18 protein-coding genes are annotated in these 19991 nt (G+C 72.0%); 10 read left to right on the top strand and 8 right to left on the bottom strand.

Annotated elements, in window-relative coordinates; translation table 11 throughout:
* Nucleotides 1-108: 108 nt before the first annotated feature.
* From AB0A90_RS28910 to ctaD, 5 genes are all read left to right on the top strand, one after another.
* Nucleotides 109-1092 carry a glucosyl-3-phosphoglycerate synthase gene (locus tag AB0A90_RS28910; protein WP_357254272.1) on the top strand — a complete coding sequence of 328 codons (984 nt, stop codon included), beginning with the start codon at nucleotides 109-111 and terminating at the stop codon, nucleotides 1090-1092.
* Nucleotides 1093-1285: 193 nt separating this feature from the next.
* Nucleotides 1286-2443: a glycosyltransferase gene (locus AB0A90_RS28905; protein WP_357254071.1), complete on the top strand. Its 1158-nt coding sequence runs from the start codon at nucleotides 1286-1288 to the stop codon at nucleotides 2441-2443.
* 130 nt (nucleotides 2444-2573) lie between these two features.
* The gene (locus tag AB0A90_RS28900) at nucleotides 2574-3032 is read left to right on the top strand and encodes a DUF4383 domain-containing protein (RefSeq protein WP_357254069.1); all 459 of its coding nucleotides are present in this window, start codon (nucleotides 2574-2576) and stop codon (nucleotides 3030-3032) included.
* A gap of 136 nt (nucleotides 3033-3168) precedes the next feature.
* A complete protein-coding gene (locus tag AB0A90_RS28895; RefSeq protein ID WP_357254067.1) occupies nucleotides 3169-3897 on the top strand; it encodes an STAS domain-containing protein in 729 nt (242 codons plus the stop codon).
* A gap of 124 nt (nucleotides 3898-4021) precedes the next feature.
* Complete coding sequence (ctaD, locus tag AB0A90_RS28890; RefSeq protein ID WP_357254065.1) at nucleotides 4022-6013, top strand: cytochrome c oxidase subunit I; 1992 nt, start codon at nucleotides 4022-4024, stop codon at nucleotides 6011-6013.
* 112 nt (nucleotides 6014-6125) lie between these two features.
* Here the strand turns inward: ctaD and AB0A90_RS28885 are convergent, their stop codons facing one another.
* Nucleotides 6126-7268, bottom strand: coding sequence for a SigB/SigF/SigG family RNA polymerase sigma factor (locus tag AB0A90_RS28885; protein ID WP_357254063.1), 1143 nt, complete (start codon nucleotides 7266-7268; stop codon nucleotides 6126-6128).
* A gap of 222 nt (nucleotides 7269-7490) precedes the next feature.
* On the bottom strand, nucleotides 7491-8933 hold the full coding sequence (locus AB0A90_RS28880) for a hypothetical protein (protein ID WP_357254061.1): 1443 nt from the start codon (nucleotides 8931-8933) through the stop codon (nucleotides 7491-7493).
* 180 nt (nucleotides 8934-9113) lie between these two features.
* Here AB0A90_RS28880 and AB0A90_RS28875 point away from each other — a divergent pair, with 180 nt between their 5' ends.
* On the top strand, nucleotides 9114-9344 hold the full coding sequence (locus tag AB0A90_RS28875; protein ID WP_357254059.1) for a CDGSH iron-sulfur domain-containing protein: 231 nt from the start codon (nucleotides 9114-9116) through the stop codon (nucleotides 9342-9344).
* Nucleotides 9345-9356: 12 nt separating this feature from the next.
* Here the strand turns inward: AB0A90_RS28875 and AB0A90_RS28870 are convergent, their stop codons facing one another.
* Genes AB0A90_RS28870 through AB0A90_RS28860 form a run of 3 tightly spaced genes read right to left on the bottom strand, consistent with a single transcriptional unit; the run spans nucleotide 9357 to nucleotide 13381 of the window.
* Complete coding sequence (locus AB0A90_RS28870) at nucleotides 9357-10460, bottom strand: iron-containing redox enzyme family protein (protein ID WP_357254057.1); 1104 nt, start codon at nucleotides 10458-10460, stop codon at nucleotides 9357-9359.
* A gap of 49 nt (nucleotides 10461-10509) precedes the next feature.
* Complete coding sequence (locus AB0A90_RS28865; protein WP_357254055.1) at nucleotides 10510-12264, bottom strand: thiamine pyrophosphate-binding protein; 1755 nt, start codon at nucleotides 12262-12264, stop codon at nucleotides 10510-10512.
* A complete protein-coding gene (locus AB0A90_RS28860; protein WP_357254053.1) occupies nucleotides 12257-13381 on the bottom strand; it encodes a Vms1/Ankzf1 family peptidyl-tRNA hydrolase in 1125 nt (374 codons plus the stop codon). Before AB0A90_RS28860 ends, AB0A90_RS28865 begins: the two co-directional genes overlap by 8 nt.
* A 142-nt stretch (nucleotides 13382-13523) precedes the next feature.
* Between AB0A90_RS28860 and AB0A90_RS28855 the strand changes: the two genes are divergently transcribed.
* Together AB0A90_RS28855 and AB0A90_RS28850 are read left to right on the top strand one after the other, a co-directional pair.
* Nucleotides 13524-14072 carry a hypothetical protein gene (locus tag AB0A90_RS28855; protein WP_357254050.1) on the top strand — a complete coding sequence of 183 codons (549 nt, stop codon included), beginning with the start codon at nucleotides 13524-13526 and terminating at the stop codon, nucleotides 14070-14072.
* Nucleotides 14073-14118: 46 nt separating this feature from the next.
* Nucleotides 14119-14979: an alpha/beta hydrolase gene (locus AB0A90_RS28850; RefSeq protein ID WP_357254048.1), complete on the top strand. Its 861-nt coding sequence runs from the start codon at nucleotides 14119-14121 to the stop codon at nucleotides 14977-14979.
* Nucleotides 14980-14983: 4 nt separating this feature from the next.
* On the opposite strand, the gene AB0A90_RS28845 is transcribed toward AB0A90_RS28850, so the two are convergent.
* A complete protein-coding gene (locus AB0A90_RS28845) occupies nucleotides 14984-15322 on the bottom strand; it encodes a DUF3817 domain-containing protein (RefSeq protein ID WP_357254270.1) in 339 nt (112 codons plus the stop codon).
* Nucleotides 15323-15504: 182 nt separating this feature from the next.
* Between AB0A90_RS28845 and AB0A90_RS28840 the strand changes: the two genes are divergently transcribed.
* Complete coding sequence (locus AB0A90_RS28840) at nucleotides 15505-16983, top strand: glutamate--cysteine ligase (protein ID WP_357254046.1); 1479 nt, start codon at nucleotides 15505-15507, stop codon at nucleotides 16981-16983.
* A gap of 28 nt (nucleotides 16984-17011) precedes the next feature.
* On the opposite strand, the gene AB0A90_RS28835 is transcribed toward AB0A90_RS28840, so the two are convergent.
* Nucleotides 17012-17398 carry a DUF2267 domain-containing protein gene (locus AB0A90_RS28835; RefSeq protein WP_357254044.1) on the bottom strand — a complete coding sequence of 129 codons (387 nt, stop codon included), beginning with the start codon at nucleotides 17396-17398 and terminating at the stop codon, nucleotides 17012-17014.
* 366 nt (nucleotides 17399-17764) lie between these two features.
* Between AB0A90_RS28835 and AB0A90_RS28830 the strand changes: the two genes are divergently transcribed.
* Entirely contained in the window at nucleotides 17765-18784 is a 1020-nt protein-coding gene (locus tag AB0A90_RS28830) for an LD-carboxypeptidase (RefSeq protein WP_357254042.1), read from the top strand.
* A 21-nt stretch (nucleotides 18785-18805) separates the two neighbouring features.
* Here the strand turns inward: AB0A90_RS28830 and AB0A90_RS28825 are convergent, their stop codons facing one another.
* Nucleotides 18806-19978: a zinc-dependent alcohol dehydrogenase gene (locus AB0A90_RS28825; protein ID WP_357254040.1), complete on the bottom strand. Its 1173-nt coding sequence runs from the start codon at nucleotides 19976-19978 to the stop codon at nucleotides 18806-18808.
* Nucleotides 19979-19991 lie beyond the last annotated feature (13 nt).

The raw sequence follows: 19991 nt of genomic DNA, 5'->3' as shown, positions 1-19991 counted from the left end.
GAAAAGCGGTTAGAGCGTGCTGGCGATTGGGAACAACCAATTTTGGTTTTTCCACGCACGAACGGAGGGGTGCCCGTGCGGGATACGACAACAAGCGTGTCACCGGTGGTGGAGGCGTGGGCCACGTACCGGACGACGTCGGCGGCCGACTGGCCGGCACGTCGGCTGCTGCGTGCCAAGGGAACGACGCGGGTCAGCGTGGTGCTGCCGGCCCGCAACGAGGAGGCCACCGTCGGCGCGATCGTGTCGACCATCCGGGAGCACCTGATGGATCGGGTCGCCCTGGTCGACGAGCTGATCGTGGTGGATTCCCGGTCCACCGACCGGACCGCGCAGGTGGCCCGCGCCGCCGGCGCCGAGGTGGTCAGCCAGGACGCGATGACCCGAGGGCTGCCCCGACTCACCGGCAAGGGCGACGCGCTCTGGGCCGGGTTGGCCGCCGCCGAAGGTGACGTGGTCGCATTCATCGACGCCGACCTGCGGGAGTTTCGCCCGCACTTCGTCAGCGGACTGCTCGGCCCGCTGCTGACCGACCCGTCGGTCGATTTCGTGAAGGGCTTCTATCACCGCCCACTGGTGGGCGCCGCAAACGTGGAGCAGGACGGCGGCGGCCGGGTGACCGAGTTGATGGCCCGGCCGCTGCTCAACCTGTTCTGGCCCGAGTTGGCCGGCTTCGTGCAGCCGCTCGCCGGCGAGTACGCGGGCCGCCGGGACGTGCTGTCCCAGGTGCCGTTCGTCTCCGGGTACGGGGTGGAGACGGCCATGATGATCGACCTGCTCGACCTGGTGGGCCTGGACGCGATGGCGCAGGTCGACCTCGGTGAGCGTAAGCACCGGCACCAGGACACGGCGGCCCTCGGCCGGATGTCCGCCCAGATCATGTTGACCGCCTGGTCCCGGTTGCAGCGGCGCGGCTGGGCCACTCCCGGGCTGGTGCCGGAGTCGTTGCTGACCCAGTTCCGTCGCGGCGGCTCCGACACGCTGCCCAACCTCGACCGCGAGATCGTGGTCAGCGACGTGTCCATCGAGGAGCGCCCCCCACTGGCCGAGCTACGCCACCGGGTGCCCCGCCGCCGGGTGGCCGCCGCGTGAGCGCGAGGAGTGAGCCGGTCCTGCGAACCCCGCAGTCGCGAACCGGGGGCACCGTGAGCGCGAGGAGTGAGCCGGTCCTGCGAGCCCCGCAGTCGCGAACCGGAGGCACCGTGAGCGCGAGGAGTGAGCCGGTCCTGCGAGCCCCGCAGTCGCGAACCGGGGGCACCGTGAGCGGCAGGAAGGGACGGGCGCGATGAGCCTGACCGTGTTGATGAACGCCGGCCCGTGGCTGTCCGTGCCACCACCCGGTTACGGCGGCATCGAGAACGTGATCGCCACGCTGGTGCCGGAGCTGCGGCGACTCGGCGTACGGGTGGTGCTCGCCTCGGTGGGCAGCAGCACCCTGCCGGTGGACGAACAGGTGTCGGTCTTCGCCGACGGGCAGTTCGCCGCGTTGCAGCGGCCGTACAACCAGGTCTGCGGGATCGCCCAGGCGCACCTGGCCGGGGTGGTGCGGGAGTTGCACTCCCGCGACGATATCGACCTGGTGCACGACCACGTCGAGGCGGTCGGGCTGGCCACTCTCGCCGCGATGGGACCGGCCGGCCCGCCGACCCTGCACACCCTGCACTGGGACCTGGCCAAGCATCCGGCGCTCTATGGCGGTCTGGACGGCGGCGACCGGGTCCGGGTCAACGGTGTCTCCGCGTCGCAGTTGGCCCGCGCTCCGCTGGCGTTGCGGGAGCACTCGGTGGGGCACGTGCACCTGTCCACCCCGCTCGCCGTCGACGCCGATCGGCGGCCCCGACCGGAGAAGGGCGAGCACCTGCTCATCCTGGGCCGGATAAACCCGGGCAAGGGGCAGGACGTAGGTGCCCGGCTCGCGCACAGGATCGGCGTTCCGCTGGTGCTGGCTGGTCCCGTCGGCCCGTACCATCGGCCGGCCGACCTGGCCGCGGCCGGCGACGAGGCCCGGCAGAACCCGGACGTGCGGTTCTTCCTCGACGAGGTGGCGCCCCACGTCGACGGCGACCTGGTCCGCTGGGTCGGCACCGTGGCCGGTCAGGAGCGCGACGACCTGCTCGCCAGCGCCCGCGCGTCGCTGTTCCCGCTGCGCTGGGAGGAGCCGGGCGGCACGGCGGTCGTCGAGTCCCTCGCCCTGGGCACGCCGGTGGTGGCCACCTCCCGGGGCTGCCTGCCGGAGCTGATCGAGCACGGCCGCACCGGTCTGCTCACCACCGACGAGGAGGAGCTGGACGACCTCGTACTCTCCGCCGAACTGCTCGAGCCCGACGAGTGCCGGCGGGTCGCCGCGCAGCGGTTCACCCCCGCGGTCATGGCGCAGCGCTACGTCGAGCTGTACGAGCGGGTCCGCCAGCTGGCCAGCGCGCCGAGGCTGCTCCCCGCCTGACGGCGGCGACTCGGCCGGACCGGTGGCGCGGCCGGACCGGCGACACGGCCGCAACGGTGGCGCGGGTTTGGCGGTGGCGGCAGCGGGTAGCCCGGCAGCCTCATGCCCGCGGCGCAGCGAGGAGCCGGTGATGGTCGGATCGATGGCGCACTCCCGGGCGCGCCCCAACCCGGCTGACGGCAAGCCGCCGGTACGTCGCGCGGCGGCATCGGTGGGGGTGCTGTTCCTGCTGGTCGGCGCGCTCGGTTTCGTGCCGGGGATCACCAGCGGCATGGACGCCCTGCGCTTCGCCGGCCACGACTCGGGCGCGTACCTGTTCGGTGTCTTCCAGGTGTCGGTGCTGCACAACCTGGTGCACGTGGCGTTCGGGGTGGCGGGTCTGGTGCTGGCCCGGACGGTCACCGGCGCCCGGGCGTTCCTGATCGGGGGCGGCGCCGTCTACCTGGTGTTGTGGCTGTACGGGCTGGCGGTGGACCACGACACCGGGGCGAACGTCCTGCCGGTCAACAACGCCGACGGCTGGCTGCACCTGGGACTCGGCGCCGGCATGATCGCGCTGGGTGTCGGCAACAGCCGGCACCGGCCGTGACCATGCCGGCGCCGGCACCGCCCGTGACCTGCCGCTTCGGTGCGTGACCTGGCTCGCCTCGCCGCCCATCCCGTTTGACGCGGCGGGGCGTCGGGTAGTTGGCAGATCCCGACCCAGCAGCGAATGGAGGGCGCCGATGTCCAGCCGGATCACCTGCGACGTGCGCACCACGGCACCGGTGGCGGTCGTCCGGCTCAGCGGCGCACTGGACCTGGGCACCATGCGGTCGGTGCACCAGGCGCTCAACGGAGCCCTCGTCGAGGAGACGGAGGCGCTGGTGGTCGACATGGCCGAGGTCGACGTTCGCGACCGGCTGGCGCTGTCGGTCTTCGTCGCGACCGCCCGCCGGGCTCAGGAGTGGCCGTCGGTGCCGGTCGTGCTCTGCTCCCCGACGCCGGTGGCCGCGCGGTGGCTGGCCGAGTCGACCACCTGCCGGGTGGTCCCGACGTCGCCGGACTGCGCCGAGGCGACCCGGGTGGCCGGCACGACGTCCACGTTGCGGATGCGGGCCCGGCTGGAGCCGGTGGCCGGGGCCTGCCGGCGGGCTCGGGACCTGGTCACCGACGCGTGCGCGCGGTGGAACCTGCCGGACGCGGCCGGCCCGGCCTCGCTGGTGCTCAGCGAACTGGTCGGTAACGTGGTCCGGCACGCCGGCACGCCGATGCAGGTGACGGTGACCCTGCGCCGGCCGTACCTGCACCTCGCCGTGGTGGACGGCAGCAGCGCCCAGGCTCGGGCGGGCGGGACGGATCTGCACGCCGAGGGTGGGCGGGGCCTGCTGCTGGTACGGGAGCTGACCCAGCGCTGGGGCAGCGTGCCGGCCGGTGCGGGCAAGGCCGTCTGGGCGATGCTTCCGGCGACCTGAGCGTTCGAGGTGCTCGCGCCGGTACTGGCGATCTGACCGAAATTACCGCTTCGGGCTGGTTACATGGTGCAAGGGTCGGGTAGGCACGCCCGTCCTTTCTGCCGTCACGACGGGGTGAGCAGCCATGCCCAAGCGGGTAACCACGGAACCCGGTCGCGATCGGGGCCCGGCGATCCTGGCACCGGCCCGCTTCGGGGGGTTCCCCGGAGCGGTACGAGCACCGGTCCCCGGCGGCTCGTTGATCAAATTTCTCGCGACCACCGACCACAAACAGATCGGTCTGCTGTATCTGCTGACGTCCTTCGGGTTCTTCCTGCTGGCCGGGCTCCAGGCGATGCTGATGCGCGCCGAACTGGCCCGCCCGGGGATGCAGTTCCTCTCCTCCGAGCAGTACAACCAGCTCTTCACCTCGCACGGCGCGGTGATGCTGCTGCTGTTCGCCACGCCCGCGGCGTTCGGGTTCGCCAACTTCATCGTGCCGATCCAGATCGGCGCGCCGGACGTGTCGTTCCCCCGCCTCAACGCGCTGGCCTACTGGCTGTACCTGTTCGGTGGGCTGATGGTGGTCGGCGGGTTCCTCGCGCCGGGCGGCTCGGCGGACTTCGGGTGGACCGCGTACAACCCCCTGAGCAGCGTCGAGAACAGCCCCGGGGTGGGCGCGAACATGTGGGTGCTCGGCCTGGTCGTCTCCGGGCTCGGCACCATCCTCGGCGCGGTCAACCTGATCACCACGATCCTCACCCTGCGCGCACCCGGGATGACCATGTTCCGGATGCCGATCTTCACCTGGAACATGCTGTTCACCAGCGTGCTGGTGATCCTCGTCTTCCCGCTGCTGGCCGCCGCGCTGCTGGCGCTGTCCGCCGACCGGCTGCTCAACGCGCACGTGTACGACGCGGCCACCGGCGGCCCGATGCTCTGGCAGCACCTGTTCTGGTTCTTCGGCCACCCCGAGGTCTACATCATCGCGCTGCCGTTCTTCGGCATCATCACCGAGATCATTCCGGTCTTCTCCCGCAAGCCGCTCTTCGGCTACACCGGGATCGTGCTGGCCACCATCGCGATCACCGTGCTGTCCATGACGGTGTGGGCGCACCACATGTTCGCCACCGGCCAGGTGCTGCTGCCGTTCTTCAGCATCCTGAGTTACCTGATCGCCGTGCCCACCGGTGTGAAGTTCTTCAACTGGATCGGCACCATGTGGAAGGGGCAGCTCACCTTCGAGACGCCGATGCTGTTCGCCATCGGCTTCCTGGTCACGTTCCTGCTCGGCGGCCTCACCGGGGTGCTGCTGGCCAGCCCGCCGGTGGACTGGCACACCCACGACAGCTACTTCGTGGTGGCGCACTTCCACTACGTGGTCTTCGGCACCGTGGTCTTCGCCCTCTTCGGCGGCTACTACTTCTGGTGGCCGAAGATGACCGGGCGGCTGCTCGACGAGCGGCTCGGCAAGGCGCACTTCTGGACCATGTTCATCGGCTTCCACGGCACCTTCCTGGTGCACCACTGGCTGGGCAGTGAGGGCATGCCCCGCCGGTACGCCGACTACCTGCCCAGCGACGGCTTCACCACGCTGAACACGATCTCCAGCATCTTCGCGTTCATCCTCGGCCTGTCCACGTTGTTCTTCATCTACAACGCGTGGAAGTCCTGGCGGTACGGGGCGGTGGTGACCGTCGACGACCCGTGGGGCTTCGGCAACTCCCTCGAGTGGGCCACCAGCTGCCCGCCGCCGCTGCGCAACTTCGACCGGATGCCCCGGATCCGCTCCGAGCGCCCCGCGTTCGACCTGAAGTACGGCCCGCTCGTCGCCGATCTGGGCCGGGACCTGCCGCAGCGCACCACGAAGCCGCCGCAGCACTTCGCCGAGGAACTGCGGATGGAGCACCACACGCCGGAGTCACCGGCCGCCGAGGGCGCGCACGGCGCCCGGGAGGCGACCGACTTCCAGCCGGCATCGCGATCCGGTGCGAGGCCGGTGGACGTGCCGGAGCCCGAAGGCGTCCGTCGGCCGAGCTTCGAGGACAGCGACGCGCCCAAGGACGCCGACGACGCGCCGAAGCCGCACGAACGCTGGCGGCACCCGCACAGCGACGGCAACCCCGAGCAGGACTGACCGACGTACGACGCAGGGCCGGCACCTGGTGGTGTCGGCCCTCGTCGCGTCGGTCGGTGCGTGCGTGCGTGCCGCCCGCATCTCGCGGGACGGAGGGAGCCAGCGCGGTGGCTCAGTCCCGCACGGGTGCCAGGCCGGCGGCGGTGAGCGAGCGGCGTACCGCGGGTTGGACCCGGGTCAGCCGCAGCGGTACGCCGGTCCGCTCCGCCGCCTCGTGCCCGGCCATCAGCGCGGCGATCCCCCCGGCGTCGAACCCACCCGCGCCGACCAGGTCGACGACCACCTCGCTGGGCTGGCCGGTGACCGCCTCCAACATGGCCCGGCGCAACTGGTCCGCGCCGTCGCGGTCGATCTCGCCGCCGACCTCGACCACCACACGGTCACCGTTCTGCTTCACCGAGATCCGGGTCTTGCCCGGGTCGGGTTCGGCGGCACCGTTCTGCCACGGCGGCGGCGCGTCGGCGAGCATCGCCTGACGCAGCCAGGTCAGCGCCCGCGACAGCAGCCGGGACACGTGCATCTGCGAGATGCCGAACCGGGCGGCGATCTCAGCCTGGGTCTGGTTGCCGTAGAAGCGCATCGCCAGGATGCGCCGCTCGCGCCAGGGCAGTCGGTGCAGCAGTCCGCTCACCGTGACCCGGTCGTCGACGGACTCCAGGGCGTTGTCCGACTCGCCGACCAGGTCGCCGAACTCCGCGGAGCTCTCACCACCGACCGGGGCGTTGAGCGAGGCCGGACTGTAGCCGGCCGCCGACTCCAACGCGGCGAGGATCTCCTCCTGCGGGGTCTCCAGTCGGGCCGACAGTTCGGCCACCGACGGCGCCCGGGACAGTTCACTGGTCAGTGCGGCGGTGGCCTGTCCGACCTCGAGGATCAGGTCACGCAGTCGGCGGGGCACGTGGACGCCCCAGGTGCGGTCCCGGAAATGCCGTTTGATCTCGCCCACGATGGTGATCGCGGCGTACGCCGTGAACGAGCCCCGTTCCGGGTCATACCGGTCGACGGCGTTGACCAGCCCCAGCCGGGCGACCTGCTCCAGGTCCTCGAGTGGCTCCCCACGCCCCCGGTACCGGCGGGCCAGCCGCCCGGCGAACGGCAGCGCGAAGCGCACCAGGTCGTCGCGGGCCTCCCCCCGCCGCTCTGGCGGAAGCCCGGCGATCCGGGCCGCGTACGCCATTGCCGCCGCGTCGAGATCCTCCAGACCTCGCTCGGTGGGTGGTGGTGTGGTCGTGGTCGTGCTCGTCTGTCCGAACATCCGCGCCTCCCTCAGGAAGGTCCCCCGCCCGGATCGGGAAACCGGTCGTGCGCGTGGCCGAGCCACGCACCGGGCCGGAAAAGTGGGTCAGTGACTGGGATGCCAGCGGGCGACACCGCCTCTACGCAGCGCAATCAGGCCGTCGCAGCCAGCGATGTTCCCGCTCCGTAGGTACTCAATCACGGGACCCCGGGTTCGCGAGGAAGTTTCGGCGTGTCCGCCTCAGGAGACGAGTAACCCCTGGTGGCCGCCACTGTCGCGGAGCACGGCCAGCGCCTCTGCGACCCCCAGCGGGGGCGGCAGGGGCAGGTCGTACGGCTGCGCCCGCAGCACCTCGGTGGCCCGACGGGTCGGCACCGAGGTGACCGGGTAGCCCCGGGCGGTGGTCCGGTCCAACGCCCGACGGCGGCGTCCGAAACCGGCCACCGCCAGCCACTGGGGCAGCCCGGCCAGCGCCGGTGAGCGCATCCCGGGCGGCTCGGGCAGCACGTCCACCGAGCTGAAGGCCTCGCTGCCGGCCAGCCACCACTCGGCCTCGTCGACGCTGCGCCGGGTGGCGTTCTCACACCAGTACGGCACCAGCCCCGCCCGCACCACCTGCCACGGGTCGAGCAGCCGGCCGCACTCCACCACCAACCGGTCGCCGGTCTTGCCGGCGCCGCGCAACCACCGCCGGTACAGGTCGGCCACGCCCGCGCTCAGGGCCGCCGGGCGGGGCACCAGCATCCGGTGCAGCGGGTGCTGGTGCCCGGCGGACCAGTCCCGCACGGCCGGTTCGAAGCCCGGGTCGACGTCCTGCTCGGCGTAACCGGACGGGACGGAGACCTCCGGTGGGTCCCAGCGGGCCGCGTCGCCGCCGACGGAGCGCAGCACCTGCCGCAGCGCGTGGCTGTCCGGGTGGAAGTCGACCGGGTCCAGCCCGCTGGCCGGGCAGCCGACCTGGAAGCTGTGGCCGGAACCGCGCTCCAGCACCGGCCAGGTGCGCGCGTCACGGACCAGCAGCACCGGGGCGCCCGGGAGCAGCCGGTCGGTCAGAAACTGCGCGTACGCGGCCGGCAGGGTCCGCCACGCGGCGGTCAGTGACACCGTCGCCCCGGTCAGCGGGCCTCGACTGGCCGGGCAGTGCACCTGGCGCAGGTGCAGGTCGGCGTTGCCGGCGAGCAACCGGGCGGCGAGTGCCGCGCCGTGCTCCAGCGCGTCCGCGGGACGGTCCACCGCGCCGTCGGACCAGTGCACGGTCATCTCGAAACCGGCCGGCAGCCACGGCACGCCGAGGGCCACCGCGAGGTGTGCCGCCGCGCCGTGCGGCGAGCCGATCAGCACGCCGGGATAGCGCCGACGGGGATACTGGTCGACGAACCAGCGGGCCACCCGAGCGCCGTCCACCTCGTCGACCTGGGCCACGGTGAGCGCGACCCGACCGGCGGCGCGGGTGACCGCGGCGCGGCGTACCGGCTCCGGGGCGCCCGGGAAGCGCGACGTCGGCCCGGTGTGCCCGAGGTCGGCGCAGTCCTCCCCGCGCAGCGCCCGGGCGGTGGCGGCGACCAACACCCGGGCGGCGCTGCCCGCGGCCACGACCCGGTCGCCGGCGAGACCGGCGCCATCGGCCGTGAGCCCCTTGTGCACCTTGTGCACCGGCCCCACCTTGCCTCGTTCGCTCACCACGCGGCCCGGCTTCCCGTACCGATGGGGTTCAAACGGGGCATCACCCACCCGGCAGCACATTCCGCTGGTCAGCGGGGTGCGCCGGTCATCACCGCCGTTCGGCGACGATCCGCCGGAGTCGCCTCTTCGACGGCGGTCGGCACGGGTTTCGCCTGGGTCAGGGCGGGCACTTCCGGGGCCATGCGCACCGACGACACCAGCGAGCCAGCCGCCGCCACCATCACCCCGTACGAGGACGGACCGCTACTGGTCCGCGGCGACTTCGCACTTGTCACGCCGGACGGCGAGCACATCGACGCGCGCCGGGGCACGGTGGCGTTGTGCCGGTGCGGCAAGTCGGCGCTCAAGCCGTTCTGCGACGGCACCCACAAGGCGATCAACTTCCGCGCCGGCGCCGACCGGCAGTCCTGACGCGCCGGCCGTTCAGACGACGACGGGCCGGGCCGGCGGGACCACTACGGCCGACGCCGTCGCGGTGAGCGAGACGGTCGGCGGCACGGTGGGCGGCGCCGGCGACCGCAGTGAGCTGCGGCCGGCGGCCCAGTTGTCCAGCAGGTGCCCGGCGAACAGCCGGTCCACCGCCAGCCCGGCCGCCGCGCCGAACAGCACGTCGGGGGCGAGAGCCGGCTCGACCCGGACCAGGCCACCGCACATGTCGTGGGCGGCGATCTGCTCGTGCACCGCGTCGGCCTCGACGTGCTCGTCGTAGAAGCGGGTGGCCACCTCGTCGAGGCCGAGCCGGCGCAGCCCGTTGCCGTAGCGGCGGTTCGGCAGCGAGGAGGTCATCTCGAACGCGGCCAGGTGCCCGAGCAGTGCGCCGCGCCAGCGCCGGTGCAGCCCGAACAGCGACATCAGGTTGTTGGTCGCCAGGGTCACCGCGGGTGCCGCGTCCAGGTGTGCGCCGTACGCGGTGTCCAACCCCAGCCGTTCGAGGGTGCGCCGGAACAGCTCGGCGTGCATCCGGTCCAGCCGGCCGTTGCCGTACTCGTCGGTCTGGATCTCCACGAGGGCGGCCTTGGCCGGCCCGCCGAGGCGGGGCAGCGCCCAGCTGTGCGGGTCCGCCTCGCGCAGGTGGTAGACGGAGCGGTGGGTGGCGAACTCGCGGAACTGGGTGAGGTCGGCACGGCGTTGCAGCGTCGCGGCCAGCGGCGGGCCGTTGTCGGCCGCGACCAGTTCGGCCAGGCCGGCCGCCACCCCGGCGGCCGGCACCGACGGTGCGCCGACCAGCCGGCGCAGGGCCGCCTCGAAGGGCCGTTCGGCTTCGGCGCGCAGTGCGAGCAGCGTCGGCTGCCACTCCCACGCCTCGTCCACCCCGCACCAACCCCGGTAGTGCAGCTCGTAGCAGAGGAACAGGGTGAGCTGAAGGTCCTCGTCCGTGATCGGGTCGGTGGGGTCGAGGTCGGCGCCGAGCCCCGCCGGCAGGTCGTGCGGCGGGCATCGGAGTGCGTCGAGCACCGCGGCGGAGACCGGGCCGCGTGACTGCGGCAGGGCCGCCGGACCATAGCGGCGGTCAGCGGGCTCGGACATGGGACCTCCAGCGTCGTCGGGCCGCTTCTGATGCCCTGGCCGAGGGCGGCTAAACGAGGTCTTCGGCGTTCGCGGTGACCTCCACCTGCTCCCGGACCTTCCGGGCCGGGGCGCCGTCGGCGTACAGGCCGCGCAGGTCGGCGAACGCCGGCTCCGGCGGCGCCAGCGACACCGCCGGGTCGACAACCGCCTCCAGTACGCAGGGACGGTCCGCGGCGAGGGCTTCGTCCCAGGCCGCGCCGACCAGCTCCGGGCGGTCCACCCGCACACCGTGCAGCCCCAGCAGGCGGGCCCAACCGGCGTACGGCACGTCGGGGCGGCGGTTGGCCGGGTCGGAGGACGGCTGCCGTCCGCCACCCATGCCGTTCTGGTCCCGGTTGTTGAGCACCAGCACCACCAACCGTGGGTCACGCCAGCTCTGCCAGTGGTGGGACACGGTGATCAGCTCGGCGAGGCCGTTGAGCTGCATCGCCCCGTCGCCGACCAGCGCGATCACCGGCCGGTCGGGGGCGGCGAGCTTGGCGGCCACCGCGTACGGCAGCGCGCAGCCCATCGAGCCCAGGGTGCCGCAGAGCTGCGCGTTCACCCCGGGTGGCAGGGTGAGGTGCCGGGCGTACCAGTAGAGGACCGAGCCGACGTCGACCGCGACCGCTCCGGTGCTCGGCAGACGGGCCGACAACTCCTGGAGTACGAGTTGCGGGTTGACCGGGTCGGCGGGCGCGGCCACCCGCTCGGCGGCCACCTCCCGCCACCGGTCCACCGAACTCTCCACGGTGGCGCGCCACTGCTGCTCGGGTCGACCACGCAGTCGGGTCAGCAACGCCCGCAACGTCTCGGCGGCGTCGCCGACCAGCGGCACGTCGGCCGGGTAGCGGGTGCCGATCCGGCGGCCGTCGATGTCGATCTGCACGGTGCGGGCCTGCTCGGGTATCGGGAAGTAGTCGGTCCACGGGTCGTTGGTGCCGACCATCAGCAGGGTGTCGCAGCCACCCATCAGCTCGGCGGCGGCCGGGGTGCCGACCTCGCCGAGCACCCCGGTGTGGAACGGCAGCCGCTCGTCGAGCACCGGCTTGCCCAGCAGTGAACTGGCCACCCCGGCGCCGAGCCGGTCGGCCACCTCGATGATCTCCGCGGCCGCGTCCCGCCCGCCCTGGCCCACCAGGATCGCGACGCGCTGGCCGCCACCGAGCAGTTGCGCGGCGGCGTCGAGGTCCGCCTCGTGCGGCAGCACCCGGGCCAACGGCTCACCGGGGGTGGCCGAGACCACCCCGACGGCGGACGTCTGCACGTCGGGCACCAGGGTTTCCTGCAACTCCCGGGGCAGCACGACACAGGTCGGGCTGCGGGTCGCCGCCGCCGTACGGAACGCCTGGTCCAGCAGCGCGGCCACGTCCTCGGGGTTGCGGCCGTAGCGGACGAACTGGTTGCACACGTCGCCGAAGAGCCGACTCAACCCGATTTCCTGGTGCGCGCCGCCGAGCGGCCCGGAGATGTCCTCCCCCACGATCGCCACCACCGGCTTGCTGTCCAGCTTGGCGTCGTAGAGGCCGTTGAGCAGTTGCACGGCGCTGGGTCCCTGGGTGGCGAGGCAGACCCCGATGCCGCCGGTGAACTTGGCGTGCCCGGTGGCCATGAACGAGGCGGTCTCCTCGTGCCGGGCCGGGACGAACGCCGGTTCGCCGCCGGTGCGGTCCAACGCCTCGACCAGCGGGGCGATCGCCTCGCCCGGGTAGCCGAAGGCGCGGGGCACCCGCCAGGCCAGGAGTCGCTCCACCACGAGGTCCGCCACCCGGCGCTCAGCCATTGCCGCGCCCCGGTGTGCTGGGGTCGACGTAGCGCAGCACCGCGCCGACGCCGTCGGTGAGCTCGGGAGCCTCGTCCGGACCCAGCACGGTCAGCGCCGCGTCGGTGCCGACCAACGCGCGGACCAGCGCGGCGTCCGCGCGTACTCGCTGCGGTTCGGCCACCGACATCGCGGCCAACTGCCCCGCGTCGACGGCGATCTCGGTGGGCTCCGAGCCGATCCACAGCTCGCCGTCGGCCGACGGATCGTCCACGATGATCATCGTGTCGACCTGGTTGCGTTGCAGGGCCGAGACGACCGCGTCGAGGCCGGCGCCCACGTCCTCCTGCACCCCGAACCGGTCCAGCGCGGCGCTGATCCGCTGGTCGGCGACCTCCGCGATGGTCTGCACGGTGAGGTCGTCGAGCATCGTCTGGTCGGCGCCACCGGCCCGCGATCCGGCATCGGTACGGACCACCAGGTCCTGCCAGCGCTCCGGCATCTGGGCGGCGATCATCCCGGTGGCCCGGACGTCGCCGGCGACCACCACCACGTCCGCACCGACCCGGTCCGCCAGCTCCACCGTGGCGGCGGTGACGTCACCGGCGTTCTGGTGCCAGGCCTCCATGGCGGCCCTCTGGTAGCGCGACTGGGACCAGCCGCCGGGCTTGGTCCGCCGCAGCGGGTACGCGTCGCGCCCGGCGACGTGCGCCCGCCGGGGCACCCCGCCGGCGCTGACCGCCATCGCGTCGGCGCCCAGCCGGTCGGCGATCACCCGTACCCAGGCCACCTGTTCGCCGCGTTGGGCGAGCAGCGGCATCACGTGGGGCAGCGGCGCGAAACTGGCCAGGTCACGCAGTGGTGGCGCGGACAGGTACTCGGAGAGCACCACCCGCCCGTGACTGGCGAAGACCGCGAGGCCGTAGTCCCCGACCATCGGGTCGTGGCCACGGATCACCCGGTCCAACGCGGCGATGCTCGCCTCGTCGGCGCCCTGTTCGGTCAGGCGACGTTGCAGGGCACGCCAGCGCAGGTCCAGCGCGGGATGGGCGTCCTCCGTGTCGGCGGAGGCGTCCAGATACACCGAGCACCACGGCCCGGGACGGTCGTAGAGCGGGCGCAGGAAGGACAGCTGCATGCTCGACCCCTTTCCAGCTCGGCCCCCCGCTTACCCGGGTCGCCCGGGATGTCACCTCGCAGCCGTGAGCCCGTGACCAGGTTTCATTCACGTCGTTCAACTCAGGACGTCGATACGATCTGTACACACAAGCGGACTCTCGGTGGTGGGAATGGACAGCGGACTCGAAAGCCGACGGATCGTGCACCCGACGGAAAGGATCGTCACCGGGCGGTTGGTCCGCCTGCTCGACGGTTACACCCGCGAGGTCCGCATCGGTCAGCCGGTGCTGGTGGCGGTGCTCGCCGCGGCGGCGATCGCCCGGCTGCCCGCCCTGCTGCTGCGCTCGCTGTTCTCCTTCGGCGGTGGCGGCACCCGCCGACGGTGGAAGGAACTCAAGCAGGGTCCGGAATACCTGGTCGTCCCGGTGCGCCTGCGCAACACCGCCGGCCAGCTCTGCGAGGTGGAGCTGCACGGGCACCTGCCGCAGAGCGCCCTGCACCCGGCGGACCAGGTGCAGCTCACCCTGCGCCCGCAACGCGACCCGGAGCTGCCGCCGCGCATCGAGCGGATCGTCAACCTCACCACCGGGCAGTTGCTCACCCCGCGCACCGCGACGCTCTGGTCGCACCTCGGGCCGCCGCTGCTGTTGCAGGCGGTCCTGGGCGCGCTGCTGGTCGCCGGCATCACGGCCTGCTCCGCGCTGACCTGAGCCGCCTCCGTGTTTCGGGCCCGCTCGGGAGGGCATCGGCACGTCCATGTTTCCCGGATTCACCCTCGACGAGATCGATGTCGGCCCGGTCCGTCTGCGGGTGCGCCGCGGCGGCGCCGGCTCGCCCGTGGTGCTGCTGCACGGCCATCCCCGTACCCACGCGACCTGGCACCGGGTCGCGCCGCTACTCGCCGAGCGCCACACGGTGATCTGCCCGGACCTGCGGGGGTACGGCGGTTCGACGAAGCCGGCGGAGACGCCCGACCACAGCGCGTACGCCAAGCGTGCGATGGCCCGCGACGTCATCGCGCTGCTCGACGTGCTCGGTCACGAGCGTGCCGCCGTGGTCGGTCACGACCGCGGATCGTACGTGGCGATGCGTACCGCCCTGGACCACCCGGAGCGGGTCAGTCGCCTCGGCGTGCTCGACGGGGTGCCGATCGGCGCGGCGCTGGCCACCTGCGACGCCCGGTTCGCCGCCCGCTGGTGGCACTGGTTCTTCCTGGGCCAGACCGACAAGCCGGCGGAACCGCTGATCAACGCCGACCCGGATGCCTGGTACGGCGGCTCCCCCGCCCAGATGGGCGAGGAGGCCTACGCGGACTACCACCGGGCCATCCACGACCCGGCGACGGTGCACGCGATGTGCGAGGACTACCGGGCGGGTCTGGGGCCGGACCGCGCCGCCGACGACGCCGACCGGGCGGCCGGGCGGAAGATCTCCTGCCCGGTGCTGTTCGTCTGGGCCGAACGCGACGACATGGTGGAGTTGCACGGCGACCCGGCGTCGATCTGGCGGGAGTGGGCCGACGACGTGCGCACTGCGTCGGTCGACTCGGGTCACCACATGGCCGAGGAGGCGCCGGAGGCCCTGGCGGCAGTGCTGAGTGCCTTCCTGATCGACTGAGTGGTCAGCCGATCCGCACGGTCTCGCGGACGGGTCGCCGTTCCACGCCGAGCATGCCCCGGCGGCGGGCCCAGCGTTCGAAGAGCAGGGTGGCGAACGGCGGCACGGCACTGACCAGAGCGACCGCCGTGGCCAGCAGGCTCCACCGGTGCAGCCGGGCCACGGCCAGCGTCAACACGACGTACGCGACGAACAGGCCGCCGTGGATCGGCCCGAAGATCTTGACACCCAGTTCGTTCTCCGGCGGGCCGTACTTGACCAGCATGCCGACCAGCAGGGCCAGCCAGGAGCAGGCCTCCGCGATCGCCGCCGCAACGAACAGTCGGGTCACCTTGTCGCGCATCGCCACGCCACCACCTCTCGGGCGGCAATGGTAGCGGTGTCGGTGCGCCGCCACCTGACGGACCTCGTGAACGGGACAGGGGTCACCGGGTCCGTCACTGGGTAGGAAAGAAGCCTCAGATATTCCCCTGCCGGACGAGGACGTGCGAGGTTAGGGGAACCAGCGGTGACAGGGTGGTGACGATGGGCGAGGACGTCGGCGTACGAACCTTCAGTCGAGAGGATCGGGCCCGCTACCGCGACAAGGTCCGCCGCTGCCTGGACGTCTTCGCCGAGATGCTGCGCGAGTCGCGCTTCGACGTGGACCGTCCGATGACCGGCGTGGAGATCGAGCTGAACCTGGTCGACGAGGCGTCGAACCCGGCGATGCGCAACGCCGACGTGCTGGCGGCCATTTCCGACCCGAGCTTCCAGACCGAGTTGGGCCAGTTCAACGTCGAGATCAACGTGCCGCCGCGGCGGCTGACCGGCACCGGCACCGCGGACTTCGAGGAGTACGTCCGGGCCAGCCTGAACGCCGCCGAGGTGAAGGCGCGGGCGATCGGCGCGCACATGGTCATGATCGGGATCCTGCCGACGCTGCGCCCCGAGCACCTGACCGCCGAGACGCTCTCCGCCAACCCCCGCTACAAGCTGCTCAACGAGCAGATCTTCGCCGCGCGCGGTGAGGATCTGCCGATCGCCATCAGCGGCGTGGAGCGCCTGGCGGTCACCGCCGACACGATCACCCCGGAGGCGGCCTGCACCAGCACCCAGTTCCACCTACAGGTCAGCCCTCCCCAGTTCGCCGACTACTGGAACGCCGCCCAGGCGGTCGCCGGCGTCCAGGTGGCCGTCGGTGCGAACTCGCCGCTGTTCTTCGGCCGGGAGCTGTGGCGCGAGACCCGCATTCCGCTGTTCCAGCAGGCCACCGACACCCGGTCGGAAGAGATCAAGGCCCAGGGGGTACGCCCCCGGGTCTGGTTCGGCGAACGCTGGATCACCAGCGTGTTCGACCTGTTCGAGGAGAACGTGCGCTACTTTCCGGCGTTGCTGCCGGTCTGCGACCCGGAGGACCCGGCGCAGGCCCTCGCGGCCGGCGAGGTGCCCAATCTCGCCGAGCTGCGCCTGCACAACGGCACCATCTACCGGTGGAACCGCCCGGTGTACGACGTGTCCCGCGGCCGACCGCATCTCCGGGTGGAGAACCGGGTGCTGCCCGCCGGTCCGACCGTGCTGGACACCATCGCCAACGGCGCCTTCTACTTCGGGCTGGTCCGTGCCCTGGCCGAATCCGACCGGCCACTGTGGTCACAGATGTCGTTCAGCGCCGCCGAGGAGAACTTCACCAACTGCGCCCGGCACGGCATCGACGCGCAGGTCTTCTGGCCCGGCCTGGGTTATCTGCCCGTCACCGAGTTGGTGCTGCGCCGGTTGCTGCCGTTGGCACACCACGGCCTGGACCGCTGGGGGCTCGACCCCGGTGAGCGCGACCGGCTGCTCGGCATCATCGAGCAGCGCTGCCTGACCAGCCGCAACGGTGCGACCTGGCAGGTGGAGACGCTGCACCGGTTGGAGTCCGCCGACCACCTGGACCGGCCGGAGGCGCTCCGGGAGGTGGTCCGCCACTACATCGACCTGATGCACAGCAACCGACCGGTGCACGAGTGGCCGATCCCGTAGGCGTCCGTGGGGCTCAGCCTCGTCGGGCTCAGCCTCGTGGGGTCGGCACACCGAAGAGATCGGTGATGCCGCCGGGAAGCTGGGCGAGCAGGTCGTGTCGCTGGTCGTCATCGAGCGCCTCGGCGACGGTCCGCAACACCGCCTGGGCATGCTGACGCACGTGGTCCGCGTTCGCGACCTGCTCGCGGTCCCCGACGGCCTTCAGGAACTCGCCGACATCCCACCGGCGGCCCTGCGGATTGCGCGTGACGGACCCGTTCAACCGCTCCGGTAGCTGTGCCGCCAGGTGGTCGGCCTCCTGCCCGGCGAGCCGTTCGCCGAGCACCGACAGGACGGCCTCTACGGACCGCACGGCCTCGTTCTCGCCGAGGCCAGCGCGCTGTCGTACCGTGGCGATCATCTGCTCGTACTCCATGCTCCGCTCCTTCGTTTCCCTCGACATGCCGTCCGGCCTGCCGGCGGACGAACGGGGCGAGTTCCCCGGCTCCCCGGCCACAAACGGGTCGCACGCGGACCCGGACATCCCGCCAACGCCGGGCGAGGCCGGACAAACCCGACAGTCACGTCACTCGGGATGCCGCCTGAACCAGGTCTGGCCGTGGGCAGCGTCCGTCCACTGGAGATGCTGTCCCTTCTGGACCCCGTGCGACACGAACAATTGTCGTAGGCTGCGGTGGCTCGTACATCGTCTGATCACGATGAGGGGACGCCGGTGGCCACTTCTGGAACAGACCCAGCTTCGACCCGGGGGGCCGCGCGGGTCCCCCTGTCCCGTCGACACATGCTGCGGATGGGAGCGGCGGCGGCCGGTGGCGCGGTACTCGCCGGCGGGGTGCAGAACGGGACCGCGCAGGCCGCGCCGGGTGGTGCGAAGCGCGTGCTGCGGGCACCGGCGCTGGCGCCCGGCGATCGGGTCCGGGTCGTGTCGCCCGGCAGCACTCCCGACCCCACGAACATGGCTCGCGGCATCGAGATCCTGCGCAGTTGGGGTCTGGTGGTCGAGTTGGGCCAGCACGTCTTCGCCAAGTACGGCTATCTGGCCGGCACCGACGCGCAGCGGCTCGCCGACCTCAACGCCGCGCTCAACGACCCGGGGATCCGTGCGGTCTTCGCCGCCCGTGGCGGTTACGGCACCCAGCGGATCGTCGACGAACTCGACGTTTCCGGTTTGCGCCGGGATCCACGGGTGGTCGTCGGTTTCAGCGACATCACCAGCATCCACGGCAAGCTCTGGCGCGACCTAGGCCTGGTCACCTTCTACGGCCCCATGGTCAACTGGAGCGACAGCCGCACCGGCCCCGAGTCGGCCGAGGCCCTGCGCCAGGCGGTGATGACCACCGCCCCGGTCACGATCGTCCGGGATCCGGCCGAGACGGCCGCTCCCGTGCTGGTGCCCGGGCGGGCTTCGGGGCCGCTGCTCGGCGGCTGCCTCACCCTGCTCTCCACCTCGCTCGGCGCCAGTGACGCGCCGAAGTTCAACGACGCGATCCTGTTCTTCGAGGACGTGGACGAGGCCCCGTACAGCATCGACATGATGCTGACCGAACTTCGCCGGGTGGGCGTCCTGTCCCGGGTCGCCGGGGTGGTCATCGGCCAGATCACCAACAGTGTCGGCGAACCCGGCGAGTGGGACGCGGCGGCGGTCCTCAAGGACCGCCTGTACGACCTCGGCGTGCCGGTCCTGGGTGGACTGCGGCTGGGGCACGGCAACGGGCAGCTCACCGTGCCGCTCGGCGCGCGGGCCACGATCGACGCCGAGGCGGGGACCCTGACGGTGGAGTCCGGGGTCCGGCCGCGTTAGCCGGTGGTACCCGCGTGTCGATCAGGCCGTGAGCAGCACCTTCGTACAGTCGTCCTGTTTCTTCTGGAAGATCTTGTAGCCCTTCGGGGCGTCGCGCAGCGGCAGCCGGTGGCTGACGATGAAGCTCGGATCGATCTCGCCACGCTGGATCCGTTCCAGCAGCGGCCTCGTGTAGCGCTGAACGTGGCACTGACCGGTCCGCATGACCAGCGACCGGTTCATGAACGCGCCCATGGGGAACTTGTCGACGAACCCGCCGTACGCGCCGACCACCGAGACCACCCCTCCCGAGCGGCAGGCGAGGATCGCCTGGCGCAGCGCGAACGGCCGCTCCGTCTCGACCCGGGCGGCCTGCTTCACCCGGTCGTACGCGTACATGGCGGCATTGCCGTGGTGGCCCTCCAGGCCGACCGCGTCGATGCACGCGTCGGGTCCCCGGCCGGCGGTCAGCTCGTTGAGGGTGTCCAGCACATCCAGCTCTTCGTAGTTGATCGTCTCGGCGCCGATGTGCTCCTCGGCGAGCCGCAGCCGGTACGGGTACCGGTCGATGACGATCACCCGTTCCGCGCCGAGCAGCCGGGCGCTGGCCGCGGCGAACAGGCCGACCGGCCCGGCGCCCCAGACGGCGATCACCTGCCCGGGTTTGATGTCGCACATCTCGGCGCCCATGTAGCCGGTGGGGAACACGTCGGCGAGCATGACCGCCTGGTCGTCGCGGACGTCGTCGGGCACCTTGAGCGGGCCGACGTCGGCGAACGGCACCCGGGCGTACTCGGCCTGACCGCCGGCGTACCCGCCGAGCAGGTGGGAGTAGCCGAAGATGCCGGCCGGCGAGTGGCCCATGATCTTCTCGGCGATCCCCGCGTTCGGGTTGGAGTTCTCGCAGACCGAGTAGAGGCCGCGTTGGCAGGACGAGCAGTGCCCGCAGGCGATCGGGAAGGGCACCACCACCCGGTCGCCGGGTTTGAGGTTGCGCACCTGCGGGCCGACCTCGACCACCTCACCCATGAACTCGTGGCCGAGGATGTCGCCCTTGCGCATGGCGGGGATGTAGCCGTGGTAGAGGTGCAGGTCGGAGCCGCAGATCGCGGTGGTGCTGATCCGGACGATCGCGTCCCGGGCGTTCATGATCTTCGGGTCGGGTACGTCGATGACCTTGACCTTGTCGGTGCCCATCCAGGCGTTGGCCTTCATCCTCGGTCCCTTT

The organism is Micromonospora sp. NPDC049204, assembly GCF_040647935.1.
Classification (GTDB): Bacteria; Actinomycetota; Actinomycetes; order Mycobacteriales; family Micromonosporaceae; genus Micromonospora.
The sequence above is the reverse complement of the archived record's forward strand: the minus strand, read 5'-3'. Positions and strand labels throughout refer to the sequence as shown.

Excerpts from the sequence above, each read along its gene's own strand:
- AB0A90_RS28905 (WP_357254071.1), top strand. The coding sequence starts at position 1,286 with ATGAGCCTGACCGTGTTGATGAACGCCGGCCCGTGGCTGTCCGTGCCA.
- AB0A90_RS28900 (WP_357254069.1), top strand. The coding sequence starts at position 2,574 with ATGGTCGGATCGATGGCGCACTCCCGGGCGCGCCCCAACCCGGCTGAC.
- AB0A90_RS28895 (WP_357254067.1), top strand. The coding sequence starts at position 3,169 with ATGTCCAGCCGGATCACCTGCGACGTGCGCACCACGGCACCGGTGGCG.
- ctaD (WP_357254065.1), top strand. The coding sequence starts at position 4,022 with ATGCCCAAGCGGGTAACCACGGAACCCGGTCGCGATCGGGGCCCGGCG.
- AB0A90_RS28885 (WP_357254063.1), bottom strand. The coding sequence starts at position 7,268 with ATGTTCGGACAGACGAGCACGACCACGACCACACCACCACCCACCGAG.
- AB0A90_RS28875 (WP_357254059.1), top strand. The coding sequence starts at position 9,114 with ATGCGCACCGACGACACCAGCGAGCCAGCCGCCGCCACCATCACCCCG.
- AB0A90_RS28870 (WP_357254057.1), bottom strand. The coding sequence starts at position 10,460 with ATGTCCGAGCCCGCTGACCGCCGCTATGGTCCGGCGGCCCTGCCGCAG.
- AB0A90_RS28865 (WP_357254055.1), bottom strand. The coding sequence starts at position 12,264 with ATGGCTGAGCGCCGGGTGGCGGACCTCGTGGTGGAGCGACTCCTGGCC.
- AB0A90_RS28860 (WP_357254053.1), bottom strand. The coding sequence starts at position 13,381 with ATGCAGCTGTCCTTCCTGCGCCCGCTCTACGACCGTCCCGGGCCGTGG.
- AB0A90_RS28850 (WP_357254048.1), top strand. The coding sequence starts at position 14,119 with ATGTTTCCCGGATTCACCCTCGACGAGATCGATGTCGGCCCGGTCCGT.
- AB0A90_RS28845 (WP_357254270.1), bottom strand. The coding sequence starts at position 15,322 with ATGCGCGACAAGGTGACCCGACTGTTCGTTGCGGCGGCGATCGCGGAG.
- AB0A90_RS28840 (WP_357254046.1), top strand. The coding sequence starts at position 15,505 with ATGGGCGAGGACGTCGGCGTACGAACCTTCAGTCGAGAGGATCGGGCC.
- AB0A90_RS28835 (WP_357254044.1), bottom strand. The coding sequence starts at position 17,398 with ATGGAGTACGAGCAGATGATCGCCACGGTACGACAGCGCGCTGGCCTC.
- AB0A90_RS28830 (WP_357254042.1), top strand. The coding sequence starts at position 17,765 with ATGCTGCGGATGGGAGCGGCGGCGGCCGGTGGCGCGGTACTCGCCGGC.
- AB0A90_RS28825 (WP_357254040.1), bottom strand. The coding sequence starts at position 19,978 with ATGAAGGCCAACGCCTGGATGGGCACCGACAAGGTCAAGGTCATCGAC.